12 protein-coding genes are annotated in these 12,436 nt (G+C 44.3%); 4 read left to right on the top strand and 8 right to left on the bottom strand.

All coding sequences use genetic code 11. From position 1 onward, the window contains the following. Window positions 1-8 precede the first annotated feature (8 nt). From DOE51_RS17170 to rfaD, 3 genes are read right to left on the bottom strand one after another with little or no spacing between them, the layout of a single operon-like run. On the bottom strand, window positions 9-803 hold the full coding sequence (locus DOE51_RS17170; protein ID WP_142697752.1) for an RNA methyltransferase: 795 nt from the start codon (window positions 801-803) through the stop codon (window positions 9-11). Continuing rightward, window positions 804-2,546, bottom strand: coding sequence for an aromatic amino acid hydroxylase (locus DOE51_RS17165; RefSeq protein ID WP_142697751.1), 1,743 nt, complete (start codon window positions 2,544-2,546; stop codon window positions 804-806). 14 nt (window positions 2,547-2,560) lie between these two features. Beyond that, the gene (rfaD, locus tag DOE51_RS17160) at window positions 2,561-3,529 is read right to left on the bottom strand and encodes an ADP-glyceromanno-heptose 6-epimerase (RefSeq protein ID WP_142697750.1); all 969 of its coding nucleotides are present in this window, start codon (window positions 3,527-3,529) and stop codon (window positions 2,561-2,563) included. A gap of 213 nt (window positions 3,530-3,742) precedes the next feature. Here rfaD and DOE51_RS17155 point away from each other — a divergent pair, with 213 nt between their 5' ends. The 3 genes from DOE51_RS17155 (at window position 3,743) to DOE51_RS17145 (ending at window position 6,420) form a co-directional block, all read left to right on the top strand. Next, the gene (locus DOE51_RS17155) at window positions 3,743-5,245 is read left to right on the top strand and encodes a S41 family peptidase (RefSeq protein ID WP_142697749.1); all 1,503 of its coding nucleotides are present in this window, start codon (window positions 3,743-3,745) and stop codon (window positions 5,243-5,245) included. 1 nt (window position 5,246) lies between these two features. Beyond that, the gene (locus tag DOE51_RS17150) at window positions 5,247-5,894 is read left to right on the top strand and encodes an alpha/beta hydrolase (RefSeq protein WP_246845163.1); all 648 of its coding nucleotides are present in this window, start codon (window positions 5,247-5,249) and stop codon (window positions 5,892-5,894) included. A 115-nt stretch (window positions 5,895-6,009) separates the two neighbouring features. Then, window positions 6,010-6,420: a bacteriohemerythrin gene (locus DOE51_RS17145; RefSeq protein WP_142697748.1), complete on the top strand. Its 411-nt coding sequence runs from the start codon at window positions 6,010-6,012 to the stop codon at window positions 6,418-6,420. A gap of 62 nt (window positions 6,421-6,482) precedes the next feature. Here DOE51_RS17145 and DOE51_RS17140 read toward each other — a convergent pair whose 3' ends face one another. The 3 genes from DOE51_RS17140 to DOE51_RS17130 form a co-directional block, all read right to left on the bottom strand. Next, window positions 6,483-7,088 carry a DUF4360 domain-containing protein gene (locus DOE51_RS17140; RefSeq protein ID WP_142697747.1) on the bottom strand — a complete coding sequence of 202 codons (606 nt, stop codon included), beginning with the start codon at window positions 7,086-7,088 and terminating at the stop codon, window positions 6,483-6,485. Between the two features lie 66 nt (window positions 7,089-7,154). Continuing rightward, entirely contained in the window at window positions 7,155-7,913 is a 759-nt protein-coding gene (locus DOE51_RS17135) for a DUF4360 domain-containing protein (protein ID WP_142697746.1), read from the bottom strand. Window positions 7,914-8,123: 210 nt separating this feature from the next. Then, window positions 8,124-9,974: a hypothetical protein gene (locus tag DOE51_RS17130; protein ID WP_246845162.1), complete on the bottom strand. Its 1,851-nt coding sequence runs from the start codon at window positions 9,972-9,974 to the stop codon at window positions 8,124-8,126. 136 nt (window positions 9,975-10,110) lie between these two features. Between DOE51_RS17130 and DOE51_RS17125 the strand changes: the two genes are divergently transcribed. Beyond that, a complete protein-coding gene (locus DOE51_RS17125; RefSeq protein WP_142697744.1) occupies window positions 10,111-10,737 on the top strand; it encodes a hypothetical protein in 627 nt (208 codons plus the stop codon). On the opposite strand, the gene DOE51_RS17120 is transcribed toward DOE51_RS17125, so the two are convergent. Then, a complete protein-coding gene (locus DOE51_RS17120; protein ID WP_142697743.1) occupies window positions 10,738-11,904 on the bottom strand; it encodes a hypothetical protein in 1,167 nt (388 codons plus the stop codon). It abuts the gene before it with no gap. 1 nt (window position 11,905) lies between these two features. Beyond that, window positions 11,906-12,433: a peroxiredoxin gene (locus DOE51_RS17115; RefSeq protein WP_142697742.1), complete on the bottom strand. Its 528-nt coding sequence runs from the start codon at window positions 12,431-12,433 to the stop codon at window positions 11,906-11,908. Between the last annotated feature and the right edge of the window lie 3 nt (window positions 12,434-12,436).

Here is a 12,436-nt window from a genome sequence, read left to right as displayed (position 1 = left end):
ACTCCATGCTATTCACTTTTGTTATCACGTTTTTGATATTCTTTCCACTCTCTCAATTTGCGTGTGGCTTGCTGCAAAACGGTTTCTAAAATCACCAACTCTTTTTTAGTCGGCGTGTTTTGCAAAAGCATACGACGAAGTACTGTGAAGACGTTGATCTTGCGTTGGCGAGTCAGATCAAAGCCCATTTCTTCCAACCAGATTTTTAAAGTTTGTTCAGGATTGATGCCTTCAATTCCTTGAGGCGCACGACGAGCTTTGCCACCATCCAAGCGCGTGCGGTTTCCACCCCAAGCGCGACGAAGTGAAAACATCGTAAGCAACGCTGCTTGCGCCAAATTCAAACTCCAGTTTTCACCGTAAGTAGGAAGACATGCGCAGAAATTCGCATGTTCAAGGTCTTCGCCCGATAAGCCCCAGTCTTCAGGACCAAGGATCAAATGCACGACGTAAGCATCATCGCTGGAAATTTGAAATTGCGGGGACTTCGTTGCAACGTCAGCTAAGACTTCATCAATGTCACGAACCTGACGACCTTTACCATCACGTGCGGTCATGGCGATCTTAATACTTTCCGGTTCTTTCGCGAAGAATTCATCCCAGTCTTTATAAGTCGTGCGATTTTGCAAACCCGTTTGACCAGTCGCCGCCGTTTGTTGAGCCTCGTAAGTGATTTCGCATTTAGGGTCGACAAGAATCAACTTATCAACACCCATGTTGCTCATAGCACGTGAAGTGGCACCGATATTTCTTTCATAGATTGTGCGCACTAAAACAATGCGCACTTCAAAAGGACGTTTCATCTACAGAGTTCCTGCTAGTGCAAGTCCATCCTGGATAAGATTTTTAGTTTTTTCATCTTTGGCAGACAAAACTTGAAGATCCTTCTCAAGTTTCGCTTTCAAAGCAGATGTTGCAGCACGCGAGTTCAACAATTCAATCGCTTCCAAACGAAGCAACCAATCTTGTGGGAACTCTTTATCATGAATAGCGATGATGACAGAAAGTTTTTCTTCCAAAGCAGGGCCATTCAGTTTTTGTTCACGAACTTCACGCAATGATCCGTATTGTTTCTGAAGTTTCAATTCAGTTTCAGAATATTTCGGAGCAGGAACGCGTTTCGCAACAAAATCGTCAGTTTCGCCGTAAGCTTCACGATCAGCAGCACCACCAAATACCGATGGGACCGAGCAACCAACAGCCATGTCGAACATGCCCCATTCAGGAGCAAACAACACGCGGTCGCCCAGTTTCGCACTGGCATTTTTCAAAGTCAGAATCAAAGTTTTACCATCACGAGCAAGTAGACCCGTTACTTCGCCAGTAACAACAACCCCTGAAGTGTATTCCAACTTCACAGAGCTGCCTTGTTTTACGCCCAGTGATTCCCACTCAGACGCCGTGAATTCTGAAGGACATTTGCCAGGCAAAGCCTTCAAATGACCGACAGGAGTTCCAAAGCCTTCCGCGTGATAAGATTTGTCATGACCAACAAGCTGTTTATCTTTGTAACAAAGTTGTGTTGGGCCTTGCAGACGAAGATAAGCAATATCGCCTTTGTTATCCGTGATCGCTTCAATGATTTGACCAGAAATTTGAATTCCTGAATTCAGTTCGGCCGTATTCACAGATTGCGCTTCGATCGCTTTATTCAAACCTTTAAGACCGCCAAGACGGAAAGCCATTTGTTCGGCCATGTCTTCAAGCACGCGACTTAAAGTTTTAAAATCTGGAGTTACATACAATTGCGGTTGTGGTTCCGTGATGTCGTACCCTTGTTTGATACAATCAACCGACAACGGAATCTTTTTAACTTTCGCATCCAAGCACCATTTCGCTTCACCGACGCTTGAAAGCAAGCCCGCGCCGAAAAGTTTTGGATTCGATAAAGAGCCAATCAACCCGTATTCCGCTGTCCACCAATTCATACGACCCAATTCAGTCGCTTCAGAAACATGGGAAATACTTTTGCTGACTTTATCCAAGTTTTCTTCCGCCGCTTTAATTTCAGCAGCAGACGATGCTGGATTTTCTTTGATGTCGGAAAGTTCGCGAATCGCTTCGTAAAGATTTAAATCTTCTTTACTGATAATCGCTTTCTTTGCAACTTGGGCGTATTCAGTCAGGTATTTTGCAAATTCAGGATGCACCAAAATCGGCGCATGTCCCGCAGCTTCGTGAACGATGTCAGGAGCTGGCGTATACAACAAGTGTTCAAGTGTGCGCATGTCAGAAGCGATGGGCAATACACCCAACGATTGCAGCTCCATGAAAGCTGCAGGAGGAATAAAGCCACTGACAGGGTAGGCGCGCCATCCGAAAGCTTGTAGCTTTTTGCTGATCTCATCGATTTTTGGAATGCGCTCGACATCAATGCCGGTTTTTTCCAAACCTTCAAGATAGCATTCGTGCGCGTGCTTTCCTAAAAACGCACGCAGTTGGCGCAAGATATAGCGCCACACAGCCTGATCAATCGGAGTGTATTTTTCGTAGTGTTGTTCTACGACGTATTTTCTTAAGTGCGGGGGTAGAAACTCAGTCTCCATAAATTACGCTCTCCTTAAAGAGTTGGGTCCTCTTTTGAGAGATAATTTTGCACATAATCAGTCACTGCTTTTTCAAGCGGCCATTTAGCGGGGCTCATGCCTGCTGCCAACCACTTATCTGTTTTTGCTTCTGTGTAGTACTGATATTGACCACGAATATTTTCTGGCATTTCTAGCCAGTTGATTTTCGTGTCTTTGTTCATGGCTTTGAAAGTTGCATTAGCAAGATCCAACCATGTACGCGGTTGACCGAAGCCCATGTTGTAAACGCCATTCTTAGGCATTTTATCCATCAGCTCTGCCATCCAACCTGTGACATCTTTCACGTAAACGAAGTCGCGCATGAATTCGCCGTCTTTGTATTTTGGATTTGCAGATTTGAATAAGCCCAATGAACCAGATTCTTTGATTTGGTTGAAAGCTTTGAATACCACGGAAGCCATCGCTTCTTTTTTGTGTTCGTTCGGACCAAACACGTTAAAGAATTTCAAGCCATACCAGTGTGGAGGAGTTTTAGTTTGTTTCAAAGCCCAACGATCGAACAAAACTTTCGATTCGCCGTAAAGATTCAACGGTTTCAACAATTCAGGATCTGTTGTGTCGTCAAAGCCAAGTTCGCCAGCGCCGTATGTTGCAGCACTTGAAGCGTAGATCATTGATTTACCGTACTGAGTACACCATTCAAAAATTCTTTGTGTGTAGTAAGTGTTATTTTCCCACAAGAATTCTTTGTTTGTTTCTGTCGTTGAAGAGCATGCACCCATGTGGATGATCCACGTGACTTTAGATTTTGCTTCTTCAGTTTCAAGGAATGGCCACAACTCATCTTTCAAAAGAAATTTTGAGTACTGACGTTTCTTAAGAAGGTCTCTTTCCTTCAAAGAAACAGTGTCCACAGCCACGATGTCGGTAACTCCTTTTTGGTTGAGTTGCCATACCATCACACTTCCAATAAAACCATTCGCGCCAGTTACAATAATCATAGTGAAATCACCCTATCCCAGGCCCCCAAAAACCTCAAGAAATAAGCCCTGTGGAAGCTCTGTCCAAACCTGCATTTTCTTCATAAAACCGCCCTCTAGACCTAACCAGTTCGTTCTGAGACGGTACGACCCTTGCTCAATACCGTCACTATCGGGAGGCGATGAGTGCTACGTTCACCGCGATTGACCATCATTTCATTGTTAATTTTCACCATGGGGATCAGCCTTTCCTTGTCGCGTACGCATAGCGGCTCTTCCAAGGTTAAATCAGTGGATGCCTACTGGGCCGAGACGGGGCTCGGTCCAGCGGCCTTGGAAGATCTTATCCAAGACAACACGTGTGGCAGTTCAGAGCGCTACTTTATCGCGTGTGCAAACTCAGTTCTAAATATCGCAAATCGTTTCAACATGACTGTGACGACAGAAGGCAAAATCGTGCCTGTTGACGTGAACATGTCTGCCGACATGAGCTCGGAAAAAAAGCAGCTTGATGTGTGGAAGGAATATTTCACGGCACACACAGCGCAAGCGGTGAAATTGTCATTCATGAACGTGTGGAAAACTCTGCAAGAAAAATACGTGAAGCCAGAACAAGAAGCGATGATGGTCGGTCTTGGTTTGAATGGTTTCATTTCTGCATTCCGCGACCCACATACTTACTTAATGCCAGTCGCAATGTTCAAAGAGGTCGTTTCTAAAGCAGATAACCAAAGCACGTCTTTGGGAGTCACTTTAGGAAAATCAAATGGCCAATACGTTGTACGTAAAGTTTTAGAAGGCAGCCCTGCGAAAAAAGCTGGTCTGGAAAAAGGCGACATCATCGTAGAAATCAATGGTCAAAAAGTTCGTGGCTTGTTGCAAGCGCGCATTTCTGAGTTGTTGAAAGGTGATGTTGGCACGGAAGCGACCTTGCGTGTGAACCGTAACGGCGAAAAATTGAAATTCAAAATGGTGCGCGCTGAAATTACGGTGGCGACTGTTTCGACGCGAGTTATCGATGGCATTAAACCAATCGGCGTGATCGGTATTAATAAATTTGCCAAAGGTGCATGTGATAAAACTAAAGAAGCTATCTCTATGGTAAAGAAAGCTTCAGTTCGTGGTTTGTTGCTTGATCTGCGTGACAACCCAGGTGGCCAAATGGAAGAAGCGGCGTGTATCGCAAGCTTGTTCGTTGGTGGCGATAAAAAGATCTTTGAACTTCGTTATTTAGATCCAGGTAAAAAATCAGAAGCTTATTTCGGTGGCGAAGACAAAATCTTCGATAAACCGATGGCCGTACTTATCAACGCCGGTTCAGCAAGCGCATCAGAAATCGTAGCAGGTGCCTTGCGTGACTTCGGTCGTGCGGTCCTAGTTGGTGAAAGAACATTCGGTAAAGGTTCATTCCAAGAGGGTGAATACTGGACACAAAATAAGAAAGTCGCTTTGTTTGAAACAAAAGGTTTCTACTATCTTCCATCGGGCCGTTCGCCGCAGATGAAAGGTTTGACTCCTGACGTGGCGGTGACTTTCGATAATATTTCTGTGGGTCGCGAGGAAGATCAATTCATCAATCCTTTGCGTGCACCAGAAAGACAAGTGAAGCCACTTGTGACTGCGATTTCGACTCAAGATTGTTTGGATATGGAAGACGGTTCCAAATCTGAAGACATGCAACTTTCAAAAGCTCGACAAGTTTTATTCTGTAGCAAAACTGTGTCGAAGGTGAACTAAGATGATGATCAGCACTGAACTTTTTAAGCATAAATTTATTCCTGCAAAGAAAAAATCAGAATATCTAATGATCGTGTTGCATGGTCGTGGCGATAGCATCAAGCCGTTCTATGAATTTGACGACGAAATGAAGATGCCTGAAATGAACTACTTGTTGTTAAACGCACCAAGAAAGTTTTTGGACGGTTACACGTGGTATGGAGAGCCTCCGTATCAAGCGAATGGCGTGATGAAAATCCGCGAAAAACTTTTTGATCTTTTAAACGATCTTGAAAACCAAGGTTGGAAGAGTGAAAACATCTTTCTTTTTGGTTTCTCGCAAGGTTGCTTAATCAGTGCCGATATCGGTTTGAACTACCCACGTAAGTTGGGGGGAGTTGTCGGTATCAGTGGCTATTTCAATTTCTACCCACGGTGGAAAAACAATCTTTCGCCGGATGCGAAACAGACGCCATGGTTATTCACGCACGGTCATCAAGACGATATTTTGCCGTTGGAAGAAACTAAATACGGCGTGGAAAAGCTTAAAACCGCTGGCCTTGATGTTGAGTGGGTTGAAATGGATAAAGATCACTCTTTAAAAGAAGAAGAGTATCCCATTATTAGACGCTGGGTTCGCGAGAAACTTTCTGATCTTCGAAAAAACTAAAAACAAAATTTAGAATCATGATTCCCATCATGTAGTCGCTTACATTAAATCCGATGAGTTGGTTGAGACTAACTAGCACCTTCCACAAAAAGGTGCCGACCGACCGAGGTAAAAAATGGGTGACACTTTCTTTAAATGGGACAAAGAGCGTTTAACAACACACGTAGATGCCATGGACAATGAGCATAAAAAGCTTATTGATATCATGAATCGTCTGTACGAACGCCACGAAGCTAAAGCGACAAAGAATGAATTAGGTTCCATTGTTCGCGACCTCGTATCGTGGACAGTGACCCACTTCGATCATGAAGAAAAATTCTTTGATACTTTGGATTATTCACAAGCTTCAGTTCATAAAAAGATCCACAAGGATTTGATTCAGCGCTTGAAAGATCATGGGGCTGAGTTTGAAAAGACCGGTCAGTTGACGCCAGCGTTCTTCCAATTCTTGAAGACGTGGCTAACGGCCCATATCATGGGTATCGATACGAAGTACGGTGTGATCGCAAGTCAAAAAGCGAGCTAATAAAAAAGCCCGGTATAAAACCGGGCTTTTCTTTTTCTGCATTCAATTTTTTTAAAATTCAACTATTGGCAGCGTCTCCATTGCAAGTGGTAGATCAAACCAGAAGAAACGTCAGCGCTATCCACAGTTGCTAGAGTTTGTTCTTTGCGTGCGTTCGTTTGTGCAAGCATAGATGTGTTCACACGAAGATTCACGCTCGCTCCGCATGGAGTCCACACCATTGTGTTCGCAAGCAATGCATCCGTCAGAGTGTAAGCATCGTTGTATGGGCCAGAGAAGATACGAGAAATTCTGAAACCACGGCTGCCTGCCCAGAAGTATTCTGCATCAAAGCGTGCCTGTGCTCCGCGAGGAACCGCAGTGAAGCCGCGATAGTCCACTTGGAAAACAGCAACGCTATATCCATTTGGTACAGCTACTGGGATTGAGATGTTACATGATTTACGATCAATTGTTTTTCCAGTTGTCGCACCCGCTTCAGAGACGTAGCTATCAAACAAGATACTTAGTGCCGACTGATCAGGGCTGACAGTGACGCTTGCAGATCCTGCAGGACATCCTGTTCCACCGTAAGCTGGTTGGCCTAAGCGAAGTGCATCTGCATGAGCAGAGACTGCTGAGAATGTTAAAGCTGCTGCGACAATTTTCAATAGGATACCGGATTTCATCGTTCCCCCTTATAGTAGTTGATGAAGTTTCGTTGTTTTAAAAAATCAAATTTAGTTTCTTATTAATTATGGAAATCTTGGTGGACGCCCTGGGTTGCCTGGTTTGACAGGGCCGGGGTTTGGATTGCCAGGATTTGGTCCGGGCGCAGGCGGTGGAGTGGGATTCGTCGTCGCACATCTACGCCAAGCAAGTTGGTAGCGCTGCGATTGCACAGATCCGTCAACACTGTCTAAAGAAATTTGGGCTTGAATGTTTGAGTTTAAATTGAGATTTCGAGCCATGATGTAAGTCGTTAAGAACAACGTTTGTGTGTCGCTGTTGTTACACGGAGCCCATGGCGCCACTCGAGGATCAAGTTCTTGGTGAATTGTGTAGTTGTTATTATAAGGACCGCGGAATTCTGAAGCGCGGAAAGAATATTTGCCGTTATTTTCGTAACCAGGTCTTTCATTAATTGGTTTGCTACCATCGAAAGAATAAAGAGCTTGATGAACGACTGTCGTATTGGCTTCGGCATAAGCATAGCCACGATAATCCGCAGTGACGACAGTGAATTGCCAACCACGCGGAACGCGGAAGTTCACTCTTAGCTCGCAATTAAGACGAGAAATAGGATTGCGCATGTCAGAAGCTGCGACGTAATTATCCAAAAGAAGAGAGAAGGCTTGACCGTCCGGTGAGATATTCGCTGAATAAGATCCTTGTGGGCATCCTGTTCCATTAGCATTAAGTCCTTGAATTGAAATTCCCGACGGAGTTTCCGCCAGAGCTGAAGTTGATAAAAGAAAAAACGGTGCGAATAGAAAGAAAATACTTCTTCCCATGGGTCCCCCTCCAATATGTGGTGATCAATGATCACTGCTGAAGGAGTAAAGCAAACGTTAGGCCAGGTATTTTTGGATGCGAAATGATTCTGGTGTCAGAAAATTTTCTGCGAGTACAAATAAAAACACCAGCGACCAAAAGGTCACTGGTGCATTTTATTTTTAACTAATTGCGTAACGGTGTTAAATCGACTCTGTTACATCGAGTTCTTAAATAGACTCTTTATTTTCTTCGACAAGACTTAGAAGTTTTGCGAACAAATCCATTTTTACAGCAGCAGTTGATTCTTTCTCTTTATAGAATCTGCTAACTGGAACTTCTGGCATACCGATGTGATCGAAAACCAAACGATCGATGATCTTTTGAATTTGATCGAGCGGCAAACCGCGTTTTTTCTCGGTGATGATTTCATCAACCATTTCGATAAGCGCGTTACCAGTGATGCGACGATCAGAATTTAATTTCTCTGCTCTTTCGCAAATGCCTTTCAATACGCTTTCAGGTTTGTTGCGACCTGCGGCGACAATGACAAGTTCACGGTAAAGCTGTTGGAAGTAAGCGATGTGCAAGCGCTGTTTTTCACCCATGCGGGCATCACGGCTTTTGGCAAAGCTTGAAAGGATCGTTTTAAAGAAGTCTTTTTCAAGCATCCAACGTTTTTCAAATGGCAAAGGGCTTTCCATTAAGAACTTTGGAAACTCTTTAAAGATATGGCGCATATTATAGAGGGCAGGGTGATTTACACCGTCGGCCACTTTTTCTTCGTTGCCGCTGACCTTGGCGCGCTCAAAGAACGAAAACTCGCGGTCGAATTTCAAGAACAATTCTTTTTCTTCAAGGATGTTGCGACGTTGTGTTTCGTTAAAACCCATACGGTACAACAAACGTTGTGCGCGGAACTGATCAAACTGAGTATTGAACTTTTGAATCACTTCATGGTGCGCAAACGAACGAAGAGGTTTTTTCTTTTTCGTTTTTAAGTAGTCAACCATTTGCGCGAAGACTTGCACGATCAAACGAGCCTTTGATTTTTGCTCGTTCAAATTAGTAGAGAATCTTTCAACGTCATCGTAACGATATTTATCGTGACGAATGCCGAACTGACGAACACTACCGTAATCGATGATGCCCGCGTCTGCTAAAACGTTGTCACCATCCCAATCAAGCCATGCAAAGATGTAGTCGATGTCTAACTGGGCTGTGAATTCCGCAAATGATTTGCAGACAGCATCAAGAAGCTCATCATATTTTGCGTTACCTTTGCCTTTGATGTCCCAAACTTTGTTTGAAACCTGGCGGTCGATCAAATAGTCAGTAGCTGCTTTTAATTCAGGGTAACGTTCTTGTTTCAAATACAAAAATAAATGGGCAGGGCGGATTAAGTTCTGACCAGCGCGCACGCCGATGCCATAACCTTTACCTAAATCGATAATGCACAAGACGCGTTCTGTGCGAATCCCTTGAAGATGCATAACTTCCGCAAGAATCGATGCACCCAAAAGTTCATCAATTTCTGCAAGGCCGCAACCGTAACCGAATTCAGTGCCACCTGTTTTTAATGGTTTGTTTGCTTCCACAGATCCCGGTGATAAACGAGTCACGCCAGTGCCACGTGAAGAAACGTCCCACGTTGTGCCCTTATGGTAAACTGTGCCATTCCAAATACCACGACCGTCGCCCGAAGTTTTCCCCTGCTTGTTGGCGTGTTGCAGTTGCAAGTAACGAGTCGCCATAAATTTATTTGGAAGGATGGTTGCGGGATCGATGCGACGATTTGTTAACTCGTCATATTCATTGATAATTTGGATGGAAAAAGTTTCGATGAGTTTTTGTTGAAGCTCTTCAGTCATTTGCTCGGGATGATTTGGAGCGATCAGTCCCATTTCTTTAGCAAGAGCGAAGTTGAAGTAAGCGATGTTGCCGGTATTCAGTTGGCGAACTCTGTAAGCTACAAAACCTTCTTTGACGGCATCCATCCAAGGATGCACTCCATTGAGTTGTTCAAAGCCTGAATAAAAGTTCGTCAATTGCGAATGCTTTTTAGCGCCATTGTGCTTCATGGTCATGTTGCTTCTACGCTCCTTGTAGAAAAATGAGACACTCTCCTCATCGGTAAACAAACTCTGTACTTTAATATTAAGCCCTAAAAATTTTATTCCGAATACTAGACTGGACATAATGAGGGGCACATAAACGATGAAAACATCTGGGATTTTACTTCTTGTACTGCTTTCGACATCATCTTTCGCGGTGAAACGCGATCCTGCAGGCCGTTTGCTGATGCCGGAGTTGCGCTCAGCACCTGTTTGCCAAGATCGTCCCGAATTTCTTACGGAGCTTCGCAGTGACTTGCTTGGAAGTATCGCGCAAATCCCAGAAACCGTGCTGGTAGCGCGAGACGCGGAAGTCTTTGTTGATGGAACAGTGAATGGTGAGGCCTTTAAAATCCACGCGTATCAGTCGTTTTTGAAGCCAGAAGGCAGTTCCGCAGAGATTTTGTGTGCAACGACGCCGGCTGATTTTAAAGAACGCTTCTCGATTTATGCTCCCACGTTGATTGACACGAAAAAGGTGCCAAAGGTCGGGCATAGTTTATGGCAATTCCAGCTCTTAGCGGATTCTGGCAAGTTTGCGTTCTGGAATTTTAAGAGCACTTCGTTGAAACCGAAGCAAAATTTGGAAGATTTTTTGAAGACTTCGGGTGCGACGTACAAGATTTATCAAAAGACACACACGGAATTCGAACTGATGTTAGTTAAGAAAACGGGTGAAACGACAGAGTATCTGTCGATCACGTACGACGCTGTTCCTCGATTAAAATAATTATTTGAATAAAACGCACGCAAAGCCACCGTATGGCGTGCGTAGATTCGTAACCTGTCCTTGATAAAGGCGCGCAACGACAAGCTGTAAGCGCCCTTGATAAGCATAACAACGCAAATCGAATTTGAAATCTTGAGGACCGTCAGGAGTCACGAACTGTTGTTCGCTGGCTGGGACGTATTCCATCGCGATCGTATCTTCTTTCATAAGTTCTTCAAAAGCTTTACGGCTGATAGAAGACCCACGGTACGATTGTTTAGAACCAAAGGCGTTCTTAGGTTTAAAGAATAAGGTTTTACGTTTCGCCCACACTTCTTCGGATGAAGATAAGTTGACGTCGTAAGAAGCAGGAACCGCTTTGCGCAATAAGGCGATCGTCTTTTCATCCAAACCGTGTGCTTCAAAGAAACCTTCTTGGCTCCATTCGATCAAGCGCTGCTTATCTGCCAGCATCAGGTATTCGTAAGGATTCGGTGACAAGCACACATCACGGGAAAGATATTTTTCGCGTAAAACTTGGCTGCTGCTATCGCTTAAGAAGAAATCAGTGTAGCGGTTATAGACAAAGTCCGGATTAAAATCCTGGAACAACTCGCGGTAATCGACGATGCGCGAATCCCAGCCGAACGATTTGAACATTTCGTTATACACCAGGAATTCCACAAACAATCTTTGCTCAGAAGGTTTGTCATCGGTGATCGCCACTTTCAATGGTGCCGGGATGTCTTTCCCTTGCAGTTGCATTTCGTTTAAAATATCCAAACGCACTTCTTCGAAAGAAAAATTAGAAACAGGCAGCGGATGACCTTTGGCGCGATACATCTCGTGACCGAGTGCTAAGAATGAAGCGTTGGTGTTCACTTCGATCAACTTCAAATCTTGATTTTGATCCAAGTGAAAATCATAGCTCATCATGATGGATTTATTGCCCGGGTCTTTAACGCCCTTCATGGCAGCTAATTCCAAATAATGTGTTTGATAGGATTTCTTTTCGCGTAAAGAAAACAGCCCCGCCACGATATCTTGCGCTTGTTTTAAAACGCTTGCAGGCAGAACAACGTCGAACGGTGAAATCAAATTGTCAGCGACAATAGCTTCAAGGGGCTCTTGTTCGAGCCCCTGAAAGGATTTTCTAAGTTGAGAAATAAATGCGGCTTTCTGATCCATCTTACTTCAATGGAATGATGTGAACGTCGCCTTTTTTCCAACCAGCAGCACAAAGTTCGCCAGATTGGCAGCCTTGAAGGACGCGCAAGATTTCTTTGGCATCACGACCTACAGATGTGTTGTGGATGCCCATGTATTGAATTTTACCATCGGGATCGATAATGAATGTACCGCGAGTTGCGATACCACGATCTTCGAACAATACGCCGTAATCACGAGCGATGCGTTTGTTCAAATCCGAAATCAACGGATAACCCAAGTTGCCAAGGTCATCGCGCAACCAACGTTTGTGCGAGTGAACTGAATCCACACTGCAACCCATAACAACCGCGCCAGCCAATGCAAAGTCAGCAAGGTGTTCACGGAATTGAGTTAATTCTGTTGGGCAGACAAAAGTGAAATCAAGAGGGTAGAAGAACAGTACAACCCATTTTCCTTTGTAGTCGGCCAAATTAATATCACGAACTTCACCACCGTCGAAAACGGCTTGGGCAGAGAATTGCGGGGCAGCTTGATTAATCATAGGCATAGA

Source organism: Bdellovibrio sp. NC01 (assembly GCF_006874625.1).
Taxonomy (GTDB): domain Bacteria; phylum Bdellovibrionota; class Bdellovibrionia; order Bdellovibrionales; family Bdellovibrionaceae; genus Bdellovibrio.
The sequence above is the reverse complement of the archived record's forward strand: the minus strand, read 5'-3'. Positions and strand labels throughout refer to the sequence as shown.